We start from the raw sequence: 26,131 nt of genomic DNA on the forward strand, positions 1-26,131 counted from the left end.
CTTGAAACAGCCGGCAAAAAATGTCCTATACGAGACAGATTAAGGCGTGAATTTGGCATCTGTGAAACAGGCGGCCATTTAATCACAGCACCATGTCATTAGCGTCATATCAACTTCTGGATTACAATGGCCAACACTAACTCCGCTGCAGAGAAGCCGCCCCAGAAACGCGCTGGGTCTTCGCTAATTAAAATTGCACGATGGCTACGGCATGGGGGTAAGGCCCCTTTATCGCCCGAAATGCAATTGGTTAAAAAATCCAGCCTTTTTAATGCAGCCTGGTACTTAAAGAGCTACGAAGATGTACAGAAGGCTAATGTAAATCCATTGCTGCACTATGTGCAAAATGGAGGTTTTGAATCCCGAAACCCTAGCCAATACTTTGATTCTGCTTGGTACCTTTCGGAGTATCGCGACATTAAAGCCGCCGGTTATAATCCTCTTGTCCACTTTTTACAATCAGGACATACTGAAGGACGCCTGCCCTTACCCCCTGAAGTTCTGGTTAATATCCGAAATAACAAGGTTTATGACGGGTTAGACATCAAACATGACTTAACAGAAGACATAGATTTCGCAGATGCCCTAAAGCGGTTACGCGAAAGTAGTCTTTTCGATCCCAAATGGTATGTTCTCAATAATCCGGACCTTGCAAACGCTGATATCGACCCAGCAAGACACTATCTTTCCAACGGAGCGTCCGAAGGTCGCAGTCCAAGTCCACGCTTTGATGCCGTCTGGTATACAACAGCCAACCCAAAAGCAGCAAAATCAGGGATAAACCCGCTTGTTCACTATTTGCGGTTTGGGCAGGCCGAGGGCTTTACGCCTACAATGCCCCAGAAGCCGCGCATAAAAACGAAATCTCCTAATCCGCAGGCTGTGGGGCTGCGTGGACCGAAAAGCAAACTAGACACTGCGCTTGATCCAGACGAGCAGTTAACCCAAGATATATTTCTGATCCGTGAAAGTGACCTTTTCAACGAAAAATGGTACCTAAAAACCTATACTTCGGTTGCGAAGTCGGGAACAGACGCTGCCTTTCATTACCTTCGGGTTGGCGGGTTTAACGGACACAATCCAAGTATTAACTTCGATTCGGACTACTATCTTAGCAAAACCAGTTCTCTGAGAAGTCTAGGTGTAAACCCTCTTGTCCACTACTTGCGCCAGGGGCGCATCCAAGGCTTGAAGCCCTTGGCAATAATGCAATTTGAGGAAGCCGAAGAACGCGACAGGTCTTCTATCGCAGTTGAGATGCCTTCCTCCAAACCCTGGCCGTTAGATGAGGAAGAGTCGCATCTATATATTGAGCGGCAACAAATTGGCGTCGCACCGTTACCCATGGGCGCTACAAAAAAAAGCGCCCAAGCCGCCTTCTCCCATATTCTTACCCCGGTGCTAGCCTTATGCTGTTTGAGTGGCGTCGAACGGCGAAAGAGTGCCAAATATAGGTATCAAAACAATGGTAAGCCAGTAACGGGAGCATTCGACGCGCCACTGGATTTGGGCAAATTGCACACCTTGGCAAACGGCGATTACCTTGGCCGCATAAAAATTACTGACGCATGGCTAGACACCGACTACGATCTGCGCCTTCGACTTGATGTCGGTGCTCAGGCCCTTGACGGTTTCGGCAATCCGATAGCGCTATTTATACGCGCTTACCAGTTCCATGCATCAGCCGAGGCGTCGCTCAATACAGTTGGCCAAAGCCATTTTCTGCCCGAGGGCATTGGCTTCTTTGATGTCGCTCTGGTTAATCCTTATATGCCGGTACTGTTCGTCGTCACAAATGACAGCGGCGCTATTGTCGACGCGATGTTTCTACCTTTTCCCGCCTTATGCCGAGGGGGGGCTTATCATGCCGAGCTCAGTCACAACACACTCAGCATGCATCCGTTCGAGCAACTCCAGCTTTATTCTGACAGCCTGATGCATGAATGGATTGGAGCCGATGATTTTGCCCCACCACTACAGATAGGAACGCTGCAAATTAACAGTCCTACCCTTACGGGGGCCGAGAGACTACTCGCACCTTCCTATCTGGCTTGGCTAAACCATGCTATGCATCTGCCTTGCGCACCCATATCGTTGGAAAACATCCAAGATGGTGATGTAGGGCAATATATTCGTGAAAGCCTGAGCATTGGAGACATATCCGAAGATACGATGGCGTGCATTGAGGCCCGAACACAATCCGGAACGCTCACTCTTACACTCTCTGGAAACGCATTACCAAGCCTGTGCGCGCTGACATCACGGCGGATGGAGATAATCAACGACAAAGCAACTGGCTCGTTTATTAGCTGCGATGGTATTTCTGGAAAAGCGCGTTGCGTCGTAAGCCTGCCAGCTCTGAACAGCGACCTACTGTCACTTTGCTCCAACGAAAATTCGACCTACCCCTATCTCACCCAATCTGCGCCATTAAGAATGGATGAACCTGTCGTTGATACATCCCGCGCAATTCCAGTCGCGCTGCATTTTCAGAGCGTCATGCCGATCAGTCAAATTTCACAGGCATTTCCCCACGTCGATGGAGCGTCAAGTTTATTTGGCCCGCCACTTTCATCGGAAGAGAAAGCAAGTATCAATATCTCGGTTATAGTCAGTTACAATGCTGGCGACGACCTTATTGCCTTCTCGGCAGCGCTACGAGCCCAAACGCTGAGCACAAAAATCCATGAAATCTCTTTCGTACGGAAATCGAAAAGCAGTCGAGACTCTTCGGTAGAAAAAGGTCTGGACGCATTTTTCGGCAATACGAGCCAATTAACAGGTCTAAATGCCGTTAATCTTGCCTTTGAGAAAACGGTGGCCAAGAGTGCAAATGCCTACGTCCTCCTATGCGATGCCTCAGTAATAATGACGCATAAGCGCACGCTTGAATGCCTTTATCATCTATCTAAGTTAGATAATGTGGCGACAAGCAGTTGCGTTATTATGCAAGAAAAAGTGGTCCGCAATGTGGACATCGTTAGCTTCGGGTCTGGCGGTTATTTCCCTTCACATCTGTCCTTAACGAACGCAGGCGGCGTTAGTTTTCGTCAACTTAATTGTCTTGAAGCTCTTCCAGACACGACATATCCTGTAGTTGCAAATACATTCCGCCTTACCTTAGTCAAAGCGGAAATTTGGCAAGAATTAAAGGGACTTGATACGCGACGTTTCCCTGGTCCATTTCAGGATCTGGATTTTTGCCTCCGTGCAGTTAAGGCCGGTTACCGCCACCTATGCACGTCGAGCGTACGGGCAATCATGACCTCAAGTCACGAAAGCTACACGGTCTCCGACGGAGCCGCGGAGAGCTTCCTGCCCGTTATGCAGTGGCAAGACGTTATTCGGTCCAGTACGATAATACGCGAGTTTCCCTGATGGATATTCTTGTTGTTGTACCGAACAAGGAGCATTTGAAAACGGCAGGCGTACGCATTCGATATGTTAGAATGCAGCATTCCCTTAAGGTCTTGGGGCATACCCTCAAGATAAAGCCTATCGCCAGTTTGATTGAACCAGATAAAATTACTGAGGACGTCATCCTGATCAGCAAGGTCTATGACGTTCGCGCCATGCTTCTTATGCGAGAATTGAAAGCTCGAAACAAACTTGTAGGCGTTGACTTTTTCGACAATTATTTTACCCATCCCGACGATGCACGTCTGGTGAGAATTCATGCTTGGGCGCTTGCCGTTACTGAAATAATGGACTTTGCTCTCTGTGCCACAGGTAAAATGAAATCGATACTGGAGGGTGGGCTTTTAAACGGTAAACCTTGCCATATTCTCAATGATCCTTATGAGACTTTTGACTCACAGCATGTGACGAACCGCCTTAATGCGAAAATGGAACGGTTGCGTTTGACCCGCACGCTTCACATGGCTTGGTTTGGAATTGGGCAAAATGCGTATTTCCCGGTTGGCCTGGCAGATCTACACGCTTTTAGGGATCATCTGAGCAGGTTCAGGAAGTGCGGATATCGGGTACATCTGACAGTGCTGAGCAATATGTCCGCGCAGAGCAGTCATATGTTCAACATGCTGTCCCAACTGAGCATTCCTTTCTCCGTTGAGGAATGGAGTGAGGACACTGAGCAAGCGCTTATCGAACGGTGTTTACTTTGTTTTCTACCTGTAAGCGCGCAGCCGTTCAGCACAGTTAAATCTCTGAATCGGGCTATATCGGCATTTTGCCATGGTGCTCAGGTTCTGTCAGTCGGCTTTCCCTTATATGCGCCCCTGGCGCCATTTATTTATCGCAGTGCGGACGCTTTTCTCTCTGATCTTGAAGCTGACAATCTGGCATTGCAGCCTAATACCGTCAAACAAATGGCTAGTCAGCTAGAGTTACTCGGAAATCCGGCGAAAGAAGCGGAGGCCTTATTCACTTTCCTAAATGCAATTCGCAGCGGTCTGGCGCGCGCGCCGAAAATCAGGCAAGAAACCTTAGCTGTTGTTCAGGGAAGACAGGCGCCGGATGATATTCGCAAATATGTCCAAGCGCTTGAGCATCTAGTAGTCGCCACCCCCTTCAGTCCGGGCACTTCGATCTATGATGTGCGAATTTCCTTAGATTTAGCCGAGCATAGCGAGCCGATCATCATACTATCGGGTAACGCAGAAAAAAATCTATTGCCTACTTACAAGGACAAACTCCAGGTTCTCAGTGCAGTTTACGGCGCTAATTTTCGCTTTCTGCCCTTGTCAATCGTCAGCAAGGATCGTGTGAATAAATGGCTACTTGGTATACGAAATGATAATCGTGCGAATGCCTTCGTCACCTACAACCTTGCGATGGAGGCTATGGCCAACATCTTGGAACAACTCTTCGGTGAGATTGGGATTTATTTTTCTGAGTGGGAAGCTCCTTTCCGAGTTGAGAGAGCAAGTGATTACACTCGTCCAAACAGATATTTGTCACCTCTCAAGCCAAAAACAGTTGGTAAAAGCAATTCTACGCGCGCGCGTACTACCAAAGTCAGCAAGATAAATATTACCGATGCGTAGAAAACATATCATTTTTCTTTTAAACCTCCTGCAGGACGTGAACATTATCCGCCCTTTGGCTGTACTTGCAAGTCGCGAACTGGATGTCAGCATCGAGTTTTTGGTAAGCTACAAGTTTTTACAGCGAGATAAGACACGGTCGTGGCAAAATGAAATTGCCCTTCTTTGCGCCAATACGGGCGCAAAGGTTTTCATTTTCAGTCACGAATATGAAGCCGAACAATTGTTGAGCGGGAAATCGGGCATCATATTCGCCGCAAGCGAATCGAGTTTGTCCGCGCACGCTGATACGCACAATATTTTTCGTCTGGCCCCTAAGGGCTTTTTGAAAATCACGCTACAGCACGGCTTCGAATGTGTAGGCTTTCTACAAAATCGCGAACACAACAAGGCACATGGCACTAATGTAACCTTCGCCGCAGATGTCGTTTGCGGCTGGTTTGGCCCGCGCTTTATGATGTCCATGGCGCTTTCTGAGCGCGCGAAGCTATATGTCTCTGGCCCGCCAAGTGTACTACAAGAACTATCGGGGGGCAAAAAGGAGGGCTTCGGGGGCCTTGTATGTGAAAATCTACATTCGGTCAGACTTAGCTCAAGCGGTGACTTTAAGGCATCCTTTATGGATATTTTTTCCCAATTCTGTGAAGTGAAAGCAGAAAAAAATGAGAAGGTATTCCTAAGGCCGCACCCAGGCGGTCAGTACGTGGTTAAAAACAATATCAAATTGCCCAACAATGTGGAACTTAATAACCGACCGATTTATAAGGTTAAGTTGAATCAATTTGATTTTGGAATATCTGCGCCATCGTCGATCATAATCGACATGATCCTTGCCAACATACCTGTTGGTGTCTGGCGGGATGTGGACGCGGTTATGGACACCAGCAACTACAGTGGTCTGACGCAGATTTCGACCTTAACTGAGTGGGTAAGTTTTGCCAATCAAGCCAGAAAAGATCCAGCAACGTACCTCAAACGTCAGAACAATTTTCTCGATAACATCGACATGCCGACACAACGGGAGGATGTTCAGTCCCGTTTTCTCCGACTGATGGCGGGGGGGACTGCCAATCCTGTACGTGTGCGTACATCGGCTAACAAACGCAGTGCGGCCCACATCCTGTTCGTCGCTATGGATGAGATCCCTACATACCAACTGTCCTTTCTCAAGCCCTTGAAGCCACTGATTGAATCGGGCGACATTGTCATTGAATTGTTAAAAGAAGAGACCCTTCAAAAGGCCGCTCTGGACGCGGATGCACTCGCTGAACGGATTTTTGAGCGCTTTAGTCCGGATATTTTGGTGTTCTGCCGTTACAGCGGCCCTGGATATGCTGCTTTGATAGAGGTTGCCCGGCAGCGCAATTGCCCTACTGTCTACCATGTCGACGATGACTTACTGAACATTCCAGTTGAGATTGGTCTAAAGAAGTTTAATTCGTACAACCGAATTGACCGCCTTGAAAGCATTAATTACCTGCTCGAAAAGGTAGACTTAGTTTATTGTTCGACGCCAGCCCTCAAACAGCGGTATCAAAGTTACGGGTTTGAAACCCCGATGGTCGCGGGCCAGATTTACTGCTCTGCCGAGGTCAAGAGACAACCTAAGAATAAGCCTCTGCAAAAAATTGGCTATATGGGCTTTGACCATGCCCACGATCTTGAACTTATCTTGCCCCCCTTGGTCACTTTCCTGAGAAACCATCCAGAAGTAACTTTTGAGCTATTTGGCTCTATACCTAAACCTGCTGAATTGAACGAGTTCGGTGAGCGTATCAAAGTCATAAAGCCAATTCGAGACTACGCCGTTTTCATGAAAACTTTCAGCGATCTAGGCTGGGACATCGGCCTTTGCCCGTTGCAGAAGTCTACGTTCAATGAGGTAAAAGCCAATACAAAATGGGTTGAATATAGCTCGATTGGCGCGGCTGTTATCGCCAGCGCCAATCTCATGTACGACGAAAGCTGTTCCGGGGATTGCGGGCTGTTAGCGGACAGCCCCGAAAGTTGGCTCTTGGCCCTAGAGCGCTTCTACCAGGACAATGCATACCGTACCCAAAGCGTCCTTCGCGCACAGGCTAAGCTAAAACGTGATTTCTCTGAAAGCCAATTACGCCAACAAATTTTTAGCGTATTTAAGCAAGTACAAAATAGGCGACTGAACACCGCCTATCAATGGCCAAGTGAAGAGGTGGTTGCAGAGAAACGCGGTCGCATCTTGCGCGAGCGAATCCTCGTAGCGGCCGACGCTGTTTCGGCAACCCAAGAGATCAGTTTCCGTCGTCCGTTAAGCAAGATGTTAGAAGACGGCCAAGTTAGTCTGACCATGATAGGAGATAGCCAAGCCTTGCGCGTTGAAGTGGCCTGCCGAGCCCTATGGAATGAGATCAAACCAACCGTGCTCTTTCTGTCCCGTTTTGGTGATGTGTTGGAAACGCATCTCATTGAATTGGCCAGAGAAGACGGCATCCCCATCATTTTCCACATAGACGATAATTTATTGAGGGTCAGCCGGCAACTCGGTTATGGTAAGTTTAAGTTTTACAATGACCCCGCCCGTAAGGCCGCCTTGCGTGATGCTATCAACAGCTGTGACCTTTTGTATGCTTCGACAGAAACGCTTGGCCTTTCGCTGGCTAAGGAGGGCGTGACAGTTCCTATCGTCTGCGGAAAAATCTACTGCTCGATCGACGCCAATAAGATCGCGCGCTTCAAGCCTGCCGAAACGCCCGTGATTGGCTACATGGGCACAGGTGGGCATGCCGCAGATATGGCATCCATAATGCCGGCTATAGTGCGCACAATGATTGATAATCCCGATCTGCGTTTCGAGACATTCGGCACTATCGAACCCGATCCGCAGCTCCTGCAGTTCGGCGACCGGTTTAAACACCACAGACGAGCCGCGTCTTATGACGAGTTTATCGCTTTAATGGGAAAACTGGGCTGGTGGGCCGGTCTTGCCCCGCTCGAAGATCACAACTTCAACCTGTGCAAAGCCAATACAAAATGGGTTGAATACAGTCTTTCGGGTATCGCGACAATCGCGTCCGATTTACCCGTCTACCAATCTGCCTGTGATGGAAACGCTGGACTGCTTGCCGGAGATGAACAGTCATGGTACCGGGCTATGCGCAGGGTTTTGAAGGAAAAAGCACTGCGACGTGAGCTCGTGGATGAAGCTCAAACGAAACTAAAAGAACAATATACGCACCAAAAACTCACCGAACAGATTATGAGTATCATTCATCAGGCACGAAATGGATGCCCTAAGCTCTAACCAATTATACATTTAAGTTGCATTCTAAGGGTTGATCATGAACAAAAGTGTTTTCATCACAGGCGGCGCAGGTTTCATTGGCTCTCGCCTCGTGGAAAAACTCCAGCGTGAAAATTACGGTCGTTTCTTCGTTTACGATAACCTTCATCCGCAAGTGCATGGACCGGATGCAGTTTTTCCAAAATTCGGCAGTGATGTTACTTGCATCAAAGGCCAGATCGAAGATGCGGCGGCGCTCGAACAGGCTTTGCAAGATTGTGATCCAGACATTGTTATACATTTCGTCTCAGAGACTGGAACTGGCCAGTCGCTTGATGAACTCGATCGATACGTAGCCGCCAACGTTACAGGCACCTCGAACCTTTTGACAGCGATCGGCAACCTGCCTAAACGCCAGCGTGACTTTCTGCTTTCGTCCTCGCGTTCAATATACGGCGAAGGCCCCTACGCAGACGCGCAAGGACAGCGTTCGCGTCCACAGGCACGAAATGCCGATCGGATGAAATCAGGCGATTTTCGCGTTTTCGATCGTGCTGGAAACCCATTGACGGCCCTGCCCGCCGTGCCAGATACACGCGCTATCCCCTCGTCGGTATACGCGTCCACAAAGCTCATGCAGGAAAACCTGTTGCTGAATTGTGCCGAGGCGAAGAATCTGCGCCCTAAAATACTGCGTTTCCAGAACGTTTATGGACCTGGCCAGTCATTGCGCAATCCTTACACGGGCGTTTTATCCATCTTCGGCGCGCAAATCATGGCAGGCAAGACGCTGAATATTTTTGAAGATGGTGAAATGGTTCGCGACTTCGTCTTCGTCACGGATGTCGTCGATGCATGCGCTGCGGCCATAGCTACAGATCATGCAATCGATGCCCCCTTGAACATCGGTTCTGGGGAGGCAACAACAATTCTAGAAGCGGCCAAAATTCTGTTAAAAGAATTGGGAGGGGCTCCCGACAATTACAAAATTACCGGGGATTTCCGATTGGGAGACATTCGTCATGCCAGCACGGATATTGAGCCTACCAAGCAAGCCATTGACTGGATGCCAAAAGTCACACTTGAACAAGGGCTGCATCAATTGGCGGAGTGGACCAAAGCAGAACTAACAGTCTCCGTGTAACCGCGGCGTAGATTGTTTACATTTACCCTTAAGATCCAGCGCCGCTAGCGGCAAACCACAATTGGGATTAGCCATGACCATCGCCCCTGCTCGCTCAACCCATTTTGAGACAACCCTAAGCACAGGCCAGCAAGTGTTGCGCACAGAGGCGAATGCTCTATTGCTGATGGCTGACAATCTTGCCCAAAATTTCGTCGACGCCGTTGATCTGATCTACAATTCAACCGGACGAATTATTTTATCCGGAATGGGCAAATCGGGACATATTGCCCGTAAGATTGCAGCCACCCTGGCCTCTACAGGCACGCCTGCCTATTTCGTTCATCCTGCCGAGGCCAGTCATGGAGACCTCGGAATGATTACAACCAATGATATTTGTCTTGTTTTATCCAACTCCGGTGAAACGCCAGAACTTTCAGATATCATTGCTCACACACGTCGTTTCGCAATACCCTTGATCGGCATCGCGAGCCGCCCTGACAGTACGCTACTTAAATCCGCTGATGTTGCACTCTTGCTGCCAAATGCGCCTGAAGCCTGCACCATTGGTATGGCGCCGACAACATCCACAACTGCCACGCTGGCACTTGGCGATGCAATTGCTGTTGCCGTAATGGAACGACGGAATTTTAGAAAAGAAAATTTCCGCACCTTTCATCCAGGTGGTAAGCTTGGGGCACAGTTGCTCAAAGTCAGCGCTCTAATGCACAGCGACGAAGAACTGCCGCTTGTCTCTGACACTACATCGATAGCCGAAACCATCCTGACCATGACAGCCAAGACGTTCGGCGTCGCAGGCCTCGTGGACAAGGACGGCGCTCTCATCGGCATCATTACGGACGGCGACCTACGTCGTAACCTGACTGGTCTGATGGAAAAAACTGCAGGTGACGTCGCTTATCGGCAGCCACGTCATGTCAGAAGCGACATGCTTGCGGTCGAAGCCCTGGGTATGATGAATCAAAACAAAATCAATTGTCTATTTGTCACTGATGCTGCGAACAGGCCTATTGGTCTCCTGCGCATTCACGACTGTTTGCGAGCTGGAGTTGCATGAAAAACCGCAAAGGTTACCCATGCGCCTTGCGTATGAGTTTAAAACCGAACGCTCTACTTCAAGTTTTTATTTCATCTTCACTTGCCGGCACGAGCGAAGGGCCAAAAAAAGCAGCATCTTCTGCCGAAAATTTCAAGGTCTGACTGGCACTTAACTGCATATCGATAAAGCTAGGCGCCTCGGAATCCGACTGCGTCCTTGGTAAATAACGCTCTACCGCCTCGGTCAATATGAAATCCGGCTTGATAGCGGAGGCCACTTCTCTGTGCAAGAAGGGTGTACGACACAGGATGGTTTGCTCAAAAAAATACGTGAAAATATTGGGGAACAACAGAAGAAAGGAATTGCCGAAGCCCAAGAAACGGCCTCGTGCCCTTGGATTTTGGCTCACAATACCGATCAGCTTACCATTATTGCCCGCAAAACCGTTGGAATAAAGCGTTGCTGGAAAACTCACTTTCAAAGCTTCGAGCTTTTCGGAAGGCGGATTTTTCAGTTTGCGTCCAAGATCACCTTCGGCATGCATTGATTTTGTAACGATGGCGGGACCCAAATCGTTGAGACCGGCGTTTATCTCATCTCTGGAAAAGCCAAACCTTTGAAGCATAATCTCGAATGCTCGAAGTGCCCCATGAATGGTCCAGTGACTGTCGTATTTCTGATAGCTTCTCTTGTACTCATTTAGCGCAATTAATTCCGCTTTGGGGAAAATGAATGTCTTGTCGCGCGCAAAAACGATGTCGCCAGGTGTTTCATAAGCTTCAAACGGAAAGGACTTTCGCATAACAGTGTGCTTGTCCGGAGCCACCATATGGATATATCGCGACCCCAAGGTTGAAGCGAAGAGATGCCTTGCCTTTATATTTTCTAAAAAAGCCTCAATAGCGTGCTCACTAATGGTCCGTTCACCAGTCACATAGCTTAATGGCAAATGGTTACCGCTTGCTAAGTACAGCTCACCGTCCTTACCAATAAGGACCTCGTTAACGATTTCACCAACATTATAGTCCGACATTAATTCGTCCGCTCCCGTCCACAGCCGTGAAAAAGTCTATTGCGCCCTTTGGCAAATCACAACCAGCAAAGACCTTAGCGTCACCAATCAAGACAAATGGGACCTTGTGCCGGAAGCATGTCACGCTATAATCAAAGCTCAACTAAATTAGTAGCCCGACGGAAAATATGCGCAAAGTCTATATTGGATATGATAGCCGCGAGGATATAGCCTGGCAGGTCGCTCGCCATTCTATTCAGCGCCATTTGTCGGGCGAAATAGAAGTTTACCCGTTAAAGCAGCCTCATCTTCGCGAGCTGGGCCTTTACAGCCGCGCGTATGACAATATGTCTTCTACAGAGTTTTCTCTGACGCGATTTCTAACACCTTTTCTCGCCGCTCACGATGGCTGGACAATCTTTGTGGATTGCGATGTTTTGTTCACGCGCGACGTAAACGAGATTTTCGAGGGCCTCGACCGTACCAAGGCCTTATATTGTGTACAGCATGACTATACACCGGCCAACATGGTCAAGATGGACGGCAAAGAGCAAACTGTTTACCCCCGCAAGAACTGGTCGTCATTTATGATCTTTAATGGTGGGCACCCCGATGTGAAAAAACTCGTGCCAGAAGTGGTAAATGCGGCAAACCCCGCGTGGCTGCATCGCTTTGAATGGACGACGGATGACATGCTTGGTAAACTTCCTCTGGAATGGAACTTTCTTGAAGGGGAGTATCAAAAGCCGTTCAATCTGCCTGCGAATATCCACTTTACCAATGGCGGCCCTTGGTTTGAAAACTGGCAAGATGTCGACTTCGCCGATGAATGGCGCGCCGAGAGAGAGCTTTATCTTGCAACAATCTCCTCACCAGAGCCAGCTTAGACGTTCCGAACCTTTTATAGATGAAGATTGGGAGTCCTTAAACGCTCAATATGTCATCCCACCTCCCATAGATTTTAGCGAGTCATTGCATTCATGAATGCAGAACCTGCCATGAAACCCGAGAACAAACTTGCCCTTGTAATTGGTCAAAGCCATACCGAAGCTCTGAGTCAAGCACTTCACGATGCAACCACTAGCCATATCACCGTGATAAATTATAACCGGCCTGAGGGTGAGAACTTCCGCAAGGGTGTGTTCAACCCGTCAATGGTGGAGGGGATCAATCCATCCGTTGTCGTTTCGATGGTAAGTGGCAACTTTCATAACGTTCTTGGGCTTATCGAATATCCCATCCGCTTCAATTTTATGAATGAAACGGATGAAGAGAGCAGTGTTGCCGTAGATCGCGTCAACATCCCTTACAACGTCATGTATGATTACCTAAACACCGTTATGCGGCAGGGTTTTTTGAGAGTATTGTTACAAATACGCGAGCTGTATTCGGTTCCAGTTTATCATATTTGCTCGCCACCGCCACACCCAAACTCGGAGTTCATAGAAAATAACCCGGGCGGTTATTTTGCTGACAAGGTTCACCTAGGTGTCGCGCCCCCGCACTTGCGGCTTAAGCTCTACCAACTTCATACACGCGTATTTCGGGAATTTTGTGAAGAACACGCAATCGGTTTTATCCCACCTCCCGCTGAGACCCTTGACGGTAGTGGGTTTTTAGCAAAACCCTATTGGCGCCGGGACCCGACCCATGCAAATGAAGCCTATGGCGCGCTCGTGGCACAACAGATTGAAAATTTGATCGAGGTTTAGATGGCTCATCCATATACGAATAAACCCGATTATCAATTCTGGAAAAGAGCAGGCGGTATCGATAGCCTTTCGACTTTAGATCCTGTCACAAAGTGTTCATTTCGAATATCTAGAAACGAACCTGTGATTACGGCTGGTAGCTGCTTCGCCCAGCATGTCGCCAAGCGACTTAGCGAAAATGGCTTTAATTATTTTGTCTGCGAAAAGGCGCACTCGTTGATCCCGGACTCTGTAGCCTTGGCGAACAATTATGGAGTTTTTTCCGCCCGCTACGGCAATCTCTACACAGCCCGGCAGTTGAAGCAGCTTCTTCAACGAGCCTGGGGTAACCACGTACCTATCGAAAACACTTGGCAATTAGCCAATGGAAATTTTGTCGACCCCTTCCGGCCCCAGGTGCAGCCAGGCGGCTTCATAAGCGAAGCCGAACTAAACATAGATCGCGAACAGCATTTTGCAGCCATACGTCGCGGTATAAAAAAAATGTCTGTGTTTGTCTTTACCCTTGGTCTAACCGAAGCCTGGGCGGACAAGCGGGACGGTAGCGTCTTCCCTCTAGCGCCAGGTGTTGCCGGAGGCACTTACAATCCAGATATCCACGAATTCGTCAATTTTGACCTAAACGACACGCTCAATGATTTGCGGTGGTCGATCAAGTATTTGCGGCGCCGCAATCCGAACTGCAAGATCATCATCACCGTTTCCCCCGTACCCCTCAATGCGACCGCTGTTGATCGTCACGTTTTGGTATCGACCGTTTATTCAAAATCGGTTTTGCGGATTGCAGCCGAAGACGTGTGCAATACATTCGAATTTTGCGATTATTTCCCGTCTTATGAAATCATAACAGCGCCTCATGCTGGCGGCGTATATTTTGCGTCAGATAAACGATCGGTTACAGAGGCAGGTGTAGACCATGTCATGGGCCTTTTTCTCAAGCATTACGGAGACACAGACGGCGCAACGCATCAGCCAGAATCAGATGATGGTCGCGAAGCAGTAGAAAATCATCGAACCGCTATGGAAAATGTTGTCAGGGTGCTCTGCGACGAAGAAGCCATAGACAACACGTGACAACGAAACTGATCTCATAATCCCAACAATGGCTGCCTGCACGCAGTTAACTTATACAGCCACAGTATCCGAGCAGGACCTCAGCTATGACATACTCCAATTCGTCCCTATTGGCTTTTTTTTGGCGAATTTTTCGCGCGTTGTCGGCTCTCTTCAAAAACAATTTTGACTGGCGGTTTCGTGGTGTCAACCATCTCAGCCAGCACATTCATCTGAATAGGCATACATTCGACAGAGAATATTATTTTGCACATAATCCTGATATCCTTGAAAAGGGCGTCGACCCCTTTAAGCACTATATTTCACATGGAGTTTATGAGAACCGTCAGGCGAGGTTCTTTGATACGCAATGGTATATGAAACGATACCCCGACCTGCGCCGCGGACGAATCGACGCCTGGACCCATTTCCGCGAACTGGGTGACAAGGAAGGCCGCAGCGGACAATATATCAGCTTGACCACGACATTAGAGCGACCAAACCACAACAATTACAAGGAATGGATCAGTCATTACGATCGGCCGGGACGCGGCGATATAAAGTACATGAATAAGGCATCGGCCAAACTTCGACTGCAGACCTTTTGCGTCTGCATAATCGATGAAAATAATGACGAGACTGGGCTTGCCGCGACCTTGCGGTCTGTTACTGAGCAGATCCGGCCCGTCGACGAAGTTCGGGTTTTAAGCAGAAGTTTGCGTCAACCGTTGAAGAACGAAACACCTAATTTGCCGCACATTCATAACACGCCAATCACCGAAACAATTTCTACCGAACTCGATACGATTCTGGCCGAAACACGGGCCGATTATATGTTGATGGTGCGTGCTGGTGATTTGCTGGCATCTTCGGCTATTTTCTGGTTCGCGCGAGAGACGTCAATAGCGCCGTCTTTAGATGTCATTTATTCAGATGAAGACGTAATCGACCAAGAAGGCACCAGATCCGCCCCGAATTTTAAGCCCGAACCTAACAAGGAGCTTTTGCTTAGCCATAATATGATCGGTAATCTGACAGCTTTCAGTACACGTGTGCTACGCAAACTAAATGGGTTCCCAGACCTAGAAGTGCCTGCGCTAGAGTACGATCTCGCTTTAAAGGTAGTAGAACAAACTCCACCTGATCATATCCGCCATGTACCTCGTATACTGTATCATGCCCGGCTGAATTTGGCGCAAACCATAGCGCCTAATCCAAGCGCGACCGTAGTTAAGAACCATCTCGTACGGATGAACAAGCAGGCCACCGTAACAGAGGCACCCGAAGCACCAGGCCATAATCGTGTTCGATATGACCTGCCGGAACAATTGCCTCTTATTAGTATAATCATACCAACGCGTGATCGCGTGGATATCCTCAGAATATGTCTCAATTCTCTTTTTGAACTCACAACCTACCCGCGTCTGGAAGTGATTGTTGTCGATAACGGTAGTACGGATCAGGAAACGCTTGCCTACCTCGAACAGGTTCAGGGGGAGAACGGGGTAGTAATCCTTCGAGATGACAGTCCTTTCAATTTTTCTGCTCTAAACAACCGTGCCGTGCAGAAAGCGCATGGCGACTACGTATGTTTGATGAACAATGACATCGAGATTTTGACACCGGACTGGCTTGAAGAAATGCTGTCCTTTGCCCACCAGCCGGAAATCGGCTGTGTGGGCGCCCGCCTATGGTATCCGGACGATACAATACAACATGCCGGCGTACTGATTGGCTTTCATGGTGTCGCAGGGCACATGCACAAAGCTTTACCGCGTGGCGAGCCCGGTTATCAGAAGCGCGCGATCTTACATCAATCCGTAAGCGCGGTGACGGCCGCCTGTTTGCTGGTGCAAAAACACATCTACCAGACAGTCGGCGGGCTTGACGAAGAACTCGCTGTAGCTTTCAATGATGTTGATTTTTGTCTTAAGGTCCGAGCGGCCGGGTACCGGAATGTCTACACACCGTACGCAGAAATGGTCCATCATGAATCCGCTAGCCGTGGCACGTCCGCCAATCCGATAAACGCGGCCAGGGAATTGTCGGAAGTCAATATAATGAAAAAGCGCTGGACAGAGGAACTCAAGGTTGATCCGGCCTATAACCCAAACTTGACGCTTGTCATGGAAAATTTGTCGCTTGCCTGGCCTCCGCGCGTCACCAGCGTCGCACAGCTCAGAGTAGCCGCGCGATAATTTCGCTTAATCTGTACCGCTTCACGAAAAGGCTTGTAGCGCGATAATTTATTGGCTACGTGTGCTCGCCGAAGCCAAATTGGCTCGTCACTTCATTTGCTTCTCGGACCCCGCTCAGTCGTATGAATAAAGCTATTTCCGATCTAAAACGTGGCCTGAATCTTTACCATGTCTGGCTCTACCAAGCTTATTATAATCTAAGCGCAAAATACAAGCGAACCGTCTTCGGTTCGCTCTGGATCGCGGGTAACATGGTATTCACATCGGTCGCCATTTCATTGGTGTGGGGCGGATTGTGGGGTAAGACACTGGCAGAAGTTATGCCTTACGCCTTGGCAGGAAACTTGCTTGGAACAACTTGCTTGTTCGTTCTCTACGACGCCGGCGCTATTTTCGTCGGCTCAAGCGGCATGATAGTCAATCACGCCTATCCATTTACCTACTTCATCTTCGAAGGTGTGGCAGAAAAGCTAATGCTCTTTTTTCATAACCTTATCGTTTATTACGTTTTCATGTTGGTGTTGGGTGCCGCCGCCATACCAAACTGGTCCGTGATCCCAGGCTTCGTTCTTGTTGTTGTATGTATGTTGACGTGGGGCGGACTTGTCGGCATGCTATCCGCCCGTTTCCGTGATCTTCGCTTTTTGTTACCAAACATTGGGCACATTATGTTCTTTGTAACGCCAATTTACTGGCATTACGACATGCTTCAAAAAAATCAATGGGTTGCCGACATCAATCCTCTATACGCTTTGGTAACGATCGTGCGCGCGCCTCTTATGGGCGGAGCAGCAACCCCCCAGAACTGGACCATGGCCATAGCAACGACGGTTATTGGCGTTACACTCTTTGCTATATTCTTCTCGCTTTACCGCCGCCGCATTCCGTTCTGGGTTTAGGACGCCATTATCATGACTTCAATTGTTGACTTGCAAGGTGTTGAACTTGCGTACCCGATCTATTCGCTCCGCGCGCAATCTATTCGAAATGCTGTTGCCAACTTGGCAGTTGGTGGCAAACTTTTGAAGAACGGCCAAGACGTCATCCACGTCCGCGCTCTCAATGGAATAACCTTCAAGCTGGAGGACGGCGACCGACTGGGAATTATTGGCCATAACGGTGCCGGAAAAACAACCTTGCTCAAGGTCCTAGCTGGCGTGTACGAGCCTGATCGCGGCTACATCAATGTCAAGGGGAAAGTCTCATCCATGATCAATACCAGCCTGGGGATGGATCAATCCTTCACTGGCCGGGAAAACATCCTTAATATGGGGCGCATCCGTGGCTACACCGCGAAACAGATTTTAGCGCGAATGGATGAAATTATTGAGTTTACGGAACTCGGTTCTTTTATTGACCTTCCGGTAAAGACGTATTCTTCGGGCATGATTACCCGCCTCACCTTTGGTGTTGCGACAGCTTTGGATCCGGATATCCTCATCATGGACGAATGGATTGGCGCTGGCGACAAGTCTTTCTTTGACAAGGCCAGTTCACGCCTGAATTCGATCCTGACCCGATCCCGCGTGATCATCTTGGCGACGCACAACTTCGCTCTTATTAAGAAATTATGTAATAAGTTGTTGGTGCTTGAAGGTGGAAATCAGGTTTGGTTCGGACCATTGGCAGAATGGGACGAGCCCCACAACAAACCTAAGGCTGAGGTGGTTCTGCAGGCCAGAATTGAGGCTAAGATTGCTGCAAAAGCAGAAAAGCTCAGACTGGCTAAAAAAGCAGAAAAGCTTAGTCTAAAAGCCGCGAAGTTGACTTAAATTCGGTCCAAGCCGTCATGTGTTCACAATCGTGTTCAACTCGTCGATTTCGCGCTTTATCTCAATATAGTGCTTCAGTATCGCCTTGTCCTTAATCTCGTTACGGTTATGGCTCTGGAACGACTTGTCGTTATACCAATACTTTAACTCGGGTTTGTCGTCTCCCGCCCCGCCTTGTCCTCTCAATTTCTTTTTTTGATATTCCTCAGCCGTCTTGGTGTAATAGTGGTTAACCTGTGCCACGCTGAGCTCAACCACGTCCGACAATCCCCAACTAGACATTGAGAGTGGCTTACCGGACGGATGAGCCATATTGCCTGAAGTTGCGCACGCGTGCATGTGCACGAGTTCATTTAGAGCCGCTACCCGGCTGAAGCTTTTCAGGTGTCTGTTTACAACAAAGTTCGGCTCAGCAGCCATGATAAAGCGGATCATAACCGGTCGGCTGTCTGCCTTCTTATTGTTATTGTCACCAAACAAGCGCCAGTTGACTCCAATGGCAGTGACCTCGGGACGATCTGCAAAACTCGAAAGAAACATATTTACTGTGAGATGATGGTGAAGCACAAGAAACTCATCAGCATCGACGAAGAGGATCCACTCTGTCTCGGCTCGCTTTATTGCGTCTTGATAAGCGGTGATCTGTGGTGATTCGTTTTTCCCCAATGTCCAGGTCCGATGCGTAACTTTTCCCGCGGCAGCCAGCTTGCTCAGAATTTCATGGGAATTATCGTCGCTATTGTTTTCATAAATGACGATGTCATTGAACCCCAAAAAACGGTAATAGGCCAACCATTCTACAAGATACGGAGCTTCGTTTTTGGCGATGAGGCACACTGTGCTGGTCGTCTTGGCAGGTTTGAAGAAAAGCTTTTTAAACGTATTCAACACGATTTAGCCCGATACAAAATTAGATGAGGTTGAAATGTAAGTGCCAGTTAGCTGGGGCATATAATGTGGTCCCCGTTTTTTACGAGAGGTTCGCGCAGGTGTGATCCTAGAAAATCGGCACCGCCGCTTACCAGAATCCTTTATCCAGATGTGTCAGTATCTCGTTGATACTTCGCTTAGCTAGTAACCCGACATGAGCTCGGAGTTATCTTTAGCTGGTGTCGGTCATAAGCACAATGAATTGAAGTGGCAAGTCAAATTGCCGGAGACGTTACCAGAAGCTGCCGCCCTCCCCTTAAACCTTCACGGTAAGTCTCAGCGAGATCCAAGTAATGTTTTTTTGGATTTTGCATGCTATCGCGGGTAACTACGAAATCAATCGATATGGCGCGACGGCCATAATAAATCTGATGAGATACTTGGCGGCTATCGACTACCCACACATCGCCCGGTTCGAAATAAATAACGTGGCGCGGCGAGCCATCCCACCATTCATGCCCTTTGCCAAAAGCCGTATGATTGAGTTCACGCCAGAAGCGGTTTGTGCTCGTAGTCTCGATAACCTTTTGTGAAACTTTTCGGCCGAATTTTTCATAAACCTCATCGACTGTGTAACTCGTGTGCCAAATGCGTGGCTGGTTATCAAGGTTGATAAACATACGCGCGAAATGCTCAGGAAAAATTTCGCTATCCTTATAAGTGTCAAAATGCAGATTTTCATTTAAAGTCGTGTTCAAGCGCCAGACCGCACGCTTAATTGAATATTGGTAGCCGGCAAAAATACGATAATAGATCGGCATAACCTGACGGAAAAGTTCGGACATGTTTTTCCAAAGTAATTCATACAGTTCAGGAGGACCATTCGCCTTTTTTAAGGCACGTGCGATCAGCTCCGGCTGCGTCTCATGGTCGACGTAGCACAGCATTTTCTTAAAGCCTTCAAATTGTTCGGAAGGCACTTTCGCCCAGAAATCGAAGTCAATATTGAAGCGAAGATTAGGAAAATACAAAACTTTTCCGTCCTCATAGGGTTGAACAAACGACGGGATATTGGCAAGCGGTGTTTCGGCGGTAACTCCATCAGCAATATGAAAATAATCTTTCAAGTTCGGGTTTTTGAAGATATGCGCCATTGGTCATCCAAGCATGTGTGGTCTCTAGACTGAGGAGCTAACAAGCGTTCAATTTCATGTCAATCAAATGACGCCGGAAACAGTCTGTCATATGAGGGTCGCCAATCGACCATATAGAGTTACCTCTTATGTTTTATCATAAAACTTTCGCCGGATTTGCCACGGACCTGCGTTTAGAACGATAGTCACTATGAGGACCCTGATGTTGAAACCTGTCACCGCCGTCGCTACCGCCCTGTTTCTGGGAGCGATCGCCCTGTTTGGCTGCTCCAAAAAGGACGATGCCCCGAAGGGACCACGCGGTCCAACGACAGTGGGCTACGTCGTGGTCTCGACCCAGCCTTTCAACGTGACGCAGGAGCTTTCCGGTCGTACCTCAGCCTATCTCGTCTCGGATGTGCGCCCGCAGGTCGGCGGCATTGTCAAGGCGCGCCAGTTTACTGAGGGCAGTCTCGTCACCGCAGGCCAATCTCTTTATCAGATAGATCCGGCAACCTATCAGGCCGCACTTGCCAGTGCCCAGGCGCAGCAGGCCCAGGCCCAAGCCAACTATGATGCCGCCAAACAAAAGGCCGACCGCTACAGCCAGCTCATCGCCATCAAGGCCATAAGCCAGCAGGACTATGACGATGCCCAAACGACGATGAAAACCGCCGCGGCGACGCTTGCCCTTCAAAAAGCCGCCGTCCAGACAGCCAGCATTAATCTCAACTATACTCGCGTCACCTCGCCGATTTCCGGTCGAGTTGGCAAATCATCAGTCACGCCCGGCGCGCTCGTCACCGCCAACCAGACCGAAGCCCTGGCCACGGTGCAGGACCTATCGAAGGTCTATGTCGACATCACCCAGTCAGCCACCGACCTCTTGAAGCTCAAGCGCGCCTTGAAAAGCGGTGAATTGGGCGCCGCTGACCATGCCGATGTTAGTCTGACGCTTGATGACGGCTCGGCCTACCCGCATAGCGGCCGCCTTGAATTTTCCGATGTCAGCGTCGATGCCTCTACCGGCGCCGTCACCCTGCGCGCCATTTTCGCCAACCCCGAGGGCCTGCTGTTGCCGGGCATGTATGTCCGCGCCCGCATCGTCAAGGGCACGGTGGCGCAAGGTATCCTGATCCCACAGGCCTCGGTGGTTCTGGACGCCAAGGGCGGCGCCAGTGTGCTGCTGGCCGGCGATGACAACAAGGCGCACAAACAGGTCATCAAGCTCGGTCAGATGCAGGGCAGCCAGTGGCAGGTCATGGAAGGCCTGAAGGCCGGTGACAAGGTGATCGCCGAGGGCGCGATGAAGCTGAAGGACAAGGGTGATATCAATGCGAAGCCCGTCCAGGCCCCCGCGCCTGCTTCGGAGCAATAGATCATGCTGTCGCGCTTTTTTATCGTCCGGCCCATCTTTGCCTGGGTCATTGCTATCGTCATCATGCTGGCAGGTGCCCTAGCGATCTTCACCCTGCCGGTCGAGCAATACCCAAAAATCGCCCTGCCGCAGGTGACGGTCTCGGCCACCTATACAGGCGCCTCTGCCAAGGTGGTTGAGGACTCGGTGACGCAGGTGATCGAACAGGGCATGACCGGGCTCGACGGCCTGAAATACATGACCTCAACCTCTTCGACCGGCTCCGGATCGGTCACGCTGGTTTTCGAAGCCGGTACCGACCCCGACGTCGCGCAGGTTCAGGTCCAGAATCAGGCCAATTCTGTGCTGCGCCGATTGCCCACCGATGTTCAGACGCTTGGTTTGCGCGTCAACAAGGCCTCCGGCTCCACCCTGATGGCCATTTCACTCTATACCGACGATGAAAGCCTTTCCAATGCAGACCTCGGCGACTGGATCGCCTCCAACCTGAACGATCCGATCTCGCGCATTGAAGGCGTGGGCGATACGCGTGTGTTCGGTTCACAATACGCCATGCGCATATGGCTCAATGCCGACAAGCTGGCCAGTTTCAGCCTGACGCCTTCTGACGTTCTTGCCTCAGTCAGGGCACAGAATACGCAAGTGTCCGCCGGTAACCTCGGCTCTGACCCGGCCAAGCCAGATACTGCACTGACCGCGACCATCACGGCGCAATCCCAGCTCCAGACGGCGGCGCAGTTCGAGAACATCATCGTCAAGAACAACACGGCTGGTACGCCGGTTTATCTGCGTGACGTGGCGCGGGTCGAGCTTGGGCCGCAATCCTACGGCAATATCGCCCGCCTGAACGGCCATACCGCATCGGGTATGCAGGTGACGCTTGCCACCGGCGCCAACGCGCTGAAAACGGCGGATCTGGTCAAGAAGAAGATCGCTGAGCTCGAACCCTCCTTCCCAGCCGGCGTCAAATACGCGATCCCCAATAACTCGACAGAATTCGTCAAGCTGGCGATCGAGGACGTGGTCAAGACACTGATCGAAGCGATCGTGCTGGTCTTCCTGATAATGTTCCTGTTCCTGCAAAACTGGCGTGCCACGCTCATACCCGCCATCGCCGTCCCGGTGGTTCTCTTAGGCACCTTCGGCATCCTGGCTGTCTTTGGCTACTCGATCAACACCCTGACCATGTTCGGTCTGGTGCTCGCCATCGGCCTTCTGGTTGATGACGCCATCGTCGTGGTCGAAAACGTCGAGCGCGTTATGCATGAAGAGGGCTTGGGGCCGCTCGAAGCTACGCAGAAATCGATGGATGAGATCACCGGCGCGCTGATCGGCGTGGCCTCGGTTCTGGCGGCGATGTTCGTGCCTATGGCCTTCTTTGGCGGCACGCAGGGCATCATCTATCGCCAGTTCTCGGTCACCCTCGTCTCGGCCATGGCCCTGTCGGTTATCGTGGCCCTGGTCCTGACCCCGCCTCTTTGCGCCACATTGCTGAAGGTGCCCAAAAAGGTCGAAGGCGCGCCCCCCCATGATCCCCACGCTCCCGAACAGGACGTCAAGGTCAAGGGCTTCCTGTCCGGCTTTAACCGCGGCTTCCAGGTCTTTTCCAACCGTTATCAGACATCGGTCAAGGGCATTATCCGCAAGCCCGGCCTGTTCATGGTGGTCTATGCAGGCATCATCGCGGCCGTGGTGGGTCTGGCCATGACCCTGCCGACGTCATTCCTGCCTGATGAAGATCAGGGCGCCTTGATGACGCAGGTGCAGTTGCCGGTCGGCTCCAAGACGGACAAGACCATTGCTGTGCTCAAGCAGGTGCAGGACGTCTATCAGAAAGACAAAGCCGTCAAATATGTCTTTACGATCGCCGGCTTCGGCGGCTCCGGCTCGGGTGAAAACCAGGGCATGTCATTCGTGCGCCTCAAAGATTTCAAGGAGCGTCACGACGACGATATGAAGGTGTTTGCGCTCGTTGAGCGCGTCAATAAGCAGTTCTCGCAGATCCACAGCGCGCGCGTCTTCCCGATGATCCCGCCGGCCGTGCGCGAACTGGGCAATTCGTCGGGCTTCGACCTCCAACTCAAGGATGTCGGCGGCGTCGGTCACGACACCCTGGCGGCGGCCAGTGACCAGCTTATCGGTATGTCGGCGAAAGATCCGCTTCTGAGCAATGTCCGCGCCAACATTCAGGACGACACCCCACAACTCAAGCTCGATATCGACAACGCCCGCGCCGGCGCTATGGGCGTTTCGGTAGCGGACATCAATTCCCTGCTGGGCACCGCGCTTGGCGGCACTTATGTCAATGACTTCATCGATCGCGGCCGTATCAAGCGCGTCTATGTTCAGGGCGATGCCGAATTCCGCAGCCAGCCCGAGGACATCAACCGCTGGTATCTGCGCAATTCCGCCGGCGAGATGGTGCCCTTCTCAACCTTTGGCGCCTCACGCTGGACCTTCGGGGCGCCGCAACTCCAGCGCTATAATGGCGCGGGCTCGATGGAGATTCAGGGCACTGCCGCTGCGGGCCAATCGAACGGCAAGGCCATGGACAAGATGGAAGAACTGGCCAAACAACTGCCGGCGGGCGTCGGATTTGAATGGACGGGTATCTCACTGCAGGAAAAGGAATCCGGTGCCCAGGCCCCTGCCCTCTATGCCCTGTCCATCCTCGTCGTCTTCTTGTTGCTGGCCGCGCTTTATGAAAGCTGGTCGATTCCCTTCGCCGTCATCCTCGTGGTGCCGCTCGGCGTCTTCGGCGCCCTGCTGGCCACCTGGTTCCGCGGCCTCGATAACGACATCTACTTCCAGGTCGGCCTTTTGGCCACCATGGGGCTTTCGGCCAAGAACGCCATCCTGATCGTCGAATTCGCCAAGTTGCTGCACGAAGAGGGCCGCACCCTGCTCGACGCCACGCTGGAAGCGGTGCGTATCCGCCTGCGCCCGATCATCATGACGTCGCTCGCCTTCACCTTCGGTATCCTGCCGCTGGCGCTCGCGAATTCCGCTGGCTCGGCCTCACAGCACGCCATCGGCACCGGCCTGATCGGCGGTGTTCTGTCGGCCACCTTCCTGGCCATCTTCTTCGTGCCGCTGTTCTTCGTGCTGGTTCAGAAGCTGTTCCGCATGGATAATCTGCCACAAGATATCGCCGCCAGACAGGCTGCCAAAGAGGCTAAACAATGAAGCATCTTGCCCTGATCGCGCTTGCGACATCCGCCCTGTCCGCCTGCACCCTGGCGCCTAAATACGTTCAACCGGCCTCGCCGGTGGCCGCCAACTGGCCAGTGGAAGCCTCCACGACGTCCGATGTGCAGCTTAAATGGCGCGACCTCTTTAGCGATACGCGCCTGCAATCGGCGATATCGCTTGCGTTAGAGGAAAACCGCGACCTGCGTATCGCTGCGCTGAACATCGACAAGGCGCGCGCTACCTACGGCATTACCCGCTCGTCCTTGTTGCCGGACATCAGCGCGACCTTAAGCCAAAGCCGCAACGAGAGCAATGAGAGCTACAGCGCCGATCTGGGACTGGCCAGTTATGAGGTCGATCTGTTCGGTCGTGTCCGCTCGCTGAAGGACGCAGCTCTGGAAAGCTTCTTCGCCGAGCGTGAAAACCGTAACGCCGTCCAGATCAGCCTGATTGCCTCGGTGGCGACAAGCTGGCTCAACCTGGCCGCCGATCAGGACGCCCTTGACCTTGCCCGCCAGACCTATGCGGCGCGACAGGACACGCTAGCGATCGCGCAAGGGCGCGCGCGTATCGGTGTGCTGAGCGATCTAGATCTGGCCCAGATCGAGGTTTTGGCCGAGACTGCCCGCGCCGACGTCGCACGCCTGCAAACCGTGGTCGATCAGGATAAGGCCGCACTTACCCTGCTGGTTGGCGCACCCCTCACCCCTGACCTGCTCCCGAATGGCCTGAAGGATGGTCTCGTCGCAGCTTCCCTGCCGGTTGGGCTGCCGTCGGACGTGCTGCTCGATCGCCCTGATGTACTGACCGCCGAACACGATCTGAAATCGGCCAACGCCAATATCGGCGCCGCCCGCGCCGCCTTCTTTCCACGCATCAGCCTGACCGGCTCCACGGGCTCGTCCAGTTCCGATCTCGACGGCCTGTTTAAGTCCGGCAATGGCACCTGGAGCTTTGTGCCGTCGATCTCGGTGCCGATCTTCGCCGGCGGCGCCAATCGCGCTGGCCTGCAAAGCGCCACCGCCAGCCGCGATATCGCCGTCGCCGCTTATGAGAAAGCCATCCAGACGGCCTTTTCCGAAGTCAGCGACGCCCTGGCTGTGCGGGCACGCATCGATGAACGCCTGAGCGCACAGACGGCCGCCACCGTCGCCGCCCAGCGCAGCCTCACCTTGTCGCAGGCGCGCTACGACAATGGTGTCGACAGCTACCTGACCCTGCTCGATGCCCAGCGCACGCTCTATACCACGCAACAAAGCCTGATCAGCCTGCAAGCCCTCCGCGCCACCAATCTGGTCGCGCTCTACAAGTCCGTGGGCGACGATCAGAGTTTGCAATAGGCGGCCAGTCGCGCTTAGACTGG

17 protein-coding genes are annotated in these 26,131 nt (G+C 51.2%); 14 read left to right on the top strand and 3 right to left on the bottom strand.

From position 1 onward, the window contains the following. The first annotated feature begins 126 nt into the window (after positions 1 to 126). From ABQ278_RS17065 to ABQ278_RS17085, 5 genes are all read left to right on the top strand, one after another. Entirely contained in the window at positions 127 to 3,378 is a 3,252-nt protein-coding gene (locus tag ABQ278_RS17065) for a hypothetical protein (RefSeq protein WP_349322232.1), read from the top strand. After that, on the top strand, positions 3,378 to 5,006 hold the full coding sequence (locus ABQ278_RS17070) for a hypothetical protein (protein WP_349322233.1): 1,629 nt from the start codon (positions 3,378 to 3,380) through the stop codon (positions 5,004 to 5,006). The genes ABQ278_RS17065 and ABQ278_RS17070 overlap by 1 nt, the downstream gene beginning before the upstream one ends. Then, the gene (locus ABQ278_RS17075) at positions 4,999 to 8,286 is read left to right on the top strand and encodes a glycosyltransferase (protein ID WP_349322234.1); all 3,288 of its coding nucleotides are present in this window, start codon (positions 4,999 to 5,001) and stop codon (positions 8,284 to 8,286) included. Before ABQ278_RS17070 ends, ABQ278_RS17075 begins: the two co-directional genes overlap by 8 nt. A 37-nt stretch (positions 8,287 to 8,323) precedes the next feature. Continuing rightward, positions 8,324 to 9,409: an NAD-dependent epimerase/dehydratase family protein gene (locus tag ABQ278_RS17080; protein ID WP_349322235.1), complete on the top strand. Its 1,086-nt coding sequence runs from the start codon at positions 8,324 to 8,326 to the stop codon at positions 9,407 to 9,409. A 73-nt stretch (positions 9,410 to 9,482) separates the two neighbouring features. Further along, positions 9,483 to 10,466, top strand: a complete 984-nt coding sequence (locus ABQ278_RS17085; protein ID WP_349322236.1) for a KpsF/GutQ family sugar-phosphate isomerase — start codon at positions 9,483 to 9,485, stop codon at positions 10,464 to 10,466. Between the two features lie 58 nt (positions 10,467 to 10,524). On the opposite strand, the gene ABQ278_RS17090 is transcribed toward ABQ278_RS17085, so the two are convergent. After that, positions 10,525 to 11,481, bottom strand: a complete 957-nt coding sequence (locus tag ABQ278_RS17090) for a hypothetical protein (protein ID WP_349322237.1) — start codon at positions 11,479 to 11,481, stop codon at positions 10,525 to 10,527. A gap of 167 nt (positions 11,482 to 11,648) precedes the next feature. Between ABQ278_RS17090 and ABQ278_RS17095 the strand changes: the two genes are divergently transcribed. The 6 genes from ABQ278_RS17095 (at position 11,649) to ABQ278_RS17120 (ending at position 18,195) form a co-directional block, all read left to right on the top strand. After that, positions 11,649 to 12,347, top strand: a complete 699-nt coding sequence (locus ABQ278_RS17095) for a hypothetical protein (RefSeq protein ID WP_349322238.1) — start codon at positions 11,649 to 11,651, stop codon at positions 12,345 to 12,347. 111 nt (positions 12,348 to 12,458) lie between these two features. Then, positions 12,459 to 13,172, top strand: a complete 714-nt coding sequence (locus ABQ278_RS17100) for a hypothetical protein (protein ID WP_349322239.1) — start codon at positions 12,459 to 12,461, stop codon at positions 13,170 to 13,172. Then, positions 13,173 to 14,246: a GSCFA domain-containing protein gene (locus tag ABQ278_RS17105; protein ID WP_349322240.1), complete on the top strand. Its 1,074-nt coding sequence runs from the start codon at positions 13,173 to 13,175 to the stop codon at positions 14,244 to 14,246. An 86-nt stretch (positions 14,247 to 14,332) separates the two neighbouring features. Continuing rightward, positions 14,333 to 16,423 carry a glycosyltransferase family 2 protein gene (locus tag ABQ278_RS17110; RefSeq protein ID WP_349322241.1) on the top strand — a complete coding sequence of 697 codons (2,091 nt, stop codon included), beginning with the start codon at positions 14,333 to 14,335 and terminating at the stop codon, positions 16,421 to 16,423. Positions 16,424 to 16,545: 122 nt separating this feature from the next. Then, positions 16,546 to 17,322, top strand: a complete 777-nt coding sequence (locus ABQ278_RS17115) for an ABC transporter (protein ID WP_349322242.1) — start codon at positions 16,546 to 16,548, stop codon at positions 17,320 to 17,322. Between the two features lie 12 nt (positions 17,323 to 17,334). Further along, positions 17,335 to 18,195, top strand: coding sequence for an ABC transporter ATP-binding protein (locus tag ABQ278_RS17120; protein WP_349322243.1), 861 nt, complete (start codon positions 17,335 to 17,337; stop codon positions 18,193 to 18,195). A gap of 15 nt (positions 18,196 to 18,210) precedes the next feature. Here ABQ278_RS17120 and ABQ278_RS17125 read toward each other — a convergent pair whose 3' ends face one another. Together ABQ278_RS17125 and ABQ278_RS17130 are read right to left on the bottom strand one after the other, a co-directional pair. Next, the gene (locus ABQ278_RS17125) at positions 18,211 to 19,086 is read right to left on the bottom strand and encodes a glycosyltransferase family 2 protein (RefSeq protein WP_349322244.1); all 876 of its coding nucleotides are present in this window, start codon (positions 19,084 to 19,086) and stop codon (positions 18,211 to 18,213) included. Positions 19,087 to 19,340: 254 nt separating this feature from the next. Beyond that, positions 19,341 to 20,219, bottom strand: coding sequence for a Kdo hydroxylase family protein (locus tag ABQ278_RS17130; protein ID WP_349322245.1), 879 nt, complete (start codon positions 20,217 to 20,219; stop codon positions 19,341 to 19,343). Between the two features lie 202 nt (positions 20,220 to 20,421). Between ABQ278_RS17130 and ABQ278_RS17135 the strand changes: the two genes are divergently transcribed. The 3 genes from ABQ278_RS17135 to ABQ278_RS17145 are packed head-to-tail and all read left to right on the top strand — an operon-like array spanning position 20,422 to position 26,108. Beyond that, complete coding sequence (locus ABQ278_RS17135; protein WP_349322246.1) at positions 20,422 to 21,576, top strand: efflux RND transporter periplasmic adaptor subunit; 1,155 nt, start codon at positions 20,422 to 20,424, stop codon at positions 21,574 to 21,576. A 3-nt stretch (positions 21,577 to 21,579) separates the two neighbouring features. Then, the gene (locus ABQ278_RS17140) at positions 21,580 to 24,762 is read left to right on the top strand and encodes an efflux RND transporter permease subunit (RefSeq protein ID WP_349322247.1); all 3,183 of its coding nucleotides are present in this window, start codon (positions 21,580 to 21,582) and stop codon (positions 24,760 to 24,762) included. Continuing rightward, positions 24,759 to 26,108, top strand: a complete 1,350-nt coding sequence (locus ABQ278_RS17145) for an efflux transporter outer membrane subunit (RefSeq protein ID WP_349322248.1) — start codon at positions 24,759 to 24,761, stop codon at positions 26,106 to 26,108. The genes ABQ278_RS17140 and ABQ278_RS17145 overlap by 4 nt, the downstream gene beginning before the upstream one ends. The last annotated feature ends 23 nt before the right edge of the window (positions 26,109 to 26,131 follow it).

The sequence above is a fragment of the Asticcacaulis sp. MM231 genome (assembly GCF_964186625.1).
Lineage (GTDB): Bacteria > Pseudomonadota > Alphaproteobacteria > Caulobacterales > Caulobacteraceae > Asticcacaulis.

What these genes read in the sequence shown, in the direction of transcription:
- ABQ278_RS17115 (WP_349322242.1), top strand. Translation starts at nt 16,546, where the DNA reads ATGAATAAAGCTATTTCCGATCTAAAACGTGGCCTGAATCTTTACCAT.
- ABQ278_RS17120 (WP_349322243.1), top strand. Translation starts at nt 17,335, where the DNA reads ATGACTTCAATTGTTGACTTGCAAGGTGTTGAACTTGCGTACCCGATC.
- ABQ278_RS17145 (WP_349322248.1), top strand. Translation starts at nt 24,759, where the DNA reads ATGAAGCATCTTGCCCTGATCGCGCTTGCGACATCCGCCCTGTCCGCC.
- ABQ278_RS17135 (WP_349322246.1), top strand. Translation starts at nt 20,422, where the DNA reads ATGTTGAAACCTGTCACCGCCGTCGCTACCGCCCTGTTTCTGGGAGCG.
- ABQ278_RS17075 (WP_349322234.1), top strand. Translation starts at nt 4,999, where the DNA reads ATGCGTAGAAAACATATCATTTTTCTTTTAAACCTCCTGCAGGACGTG.
- ABQ278_RS17140 (WP_349322247.1), top strand. Translation starts at nt 21,580, where the DNA reads ATGCTGTCGCGCTTTTTTATCGTCCGGCCCATCTTTGCCTGGGTCATT.
- ABQ278_RS17110 (WP_349322241.1), top strand. Translation starts at nt 14,333, where the DNA reads ATGACATACTCCAATTCGTCCCTATTGGCTTTTTTTTGGCGAATTTTT.
- ABQ278_RS17105 (WP_349322240.1), top strand. Translation starts at nt 13,173, where the DNA reads ATGGCTCATCCATATACGAATAAACCCGATTATCAATTCTGGAAAAGA.
- ABQ278_RS17095 (WP_349322238.1), top strand. Translation starts at nt 11,649, where the DNA reads ATGCGCAAAGTCTATATTGGATATGATAGCCGCGAGGATATAGCCTGG.
- ABQ278_RS17065 (WP_349322232.1), top strand. Translation starts at nt 127, where the DNA reads ATGGCCAACACTAACTCCGCTGCAGAGAAGCCGCCCCAGAAACGCGCT.
- ABQ278_RS17080 (WP_349322235.1), top strand. Translation starts at nt 8,324, where the DNA reads ATGAACAAAAGTGTTTTCATCACAGGCGGCGCAGGTTTCATTGGCTCT.
- ABQ278_RS17100 (WP_349322239.1), top strand. Translation starts at nt 12,459, where the DNA reads ATGAAACCCGAGAACAAACTTGCCCTTGTAATTGGTCAAAGCCATACC.
- ABQ278_RS17130 (WP_349322245.1), bottom strand. Translation starts at nt 20,219, where the DNA reads ATGGCGCATATCTTCAAAAACCCGAACTTGAAAGATTATTTTCATATT.
- ABQ278_RS17070 (WP_349322233.1), top strand. Translation starts at nt 3,378, where the DNA reads ATGGATATTCTTGTTGTTGTACCGAACAAGGAGCATTTGAAAACGGCA.
- ABQ278_RS17090 (WP_349322237.1), bottom strand. Translation starts at nt 11,481, where the DNA reads ATGTCGGACTATAATGTTGGTGAAATCGTTAACGAGGTCCTTATTGGT.
- ABQ278_RS17085 (WP_349322236.1), top strand. Translation starts at nt 9,483, where the DNA reads ATGACCATCGCCCCTGCTCGCTCAACCCATTTTGAGACAACCCTAAGC.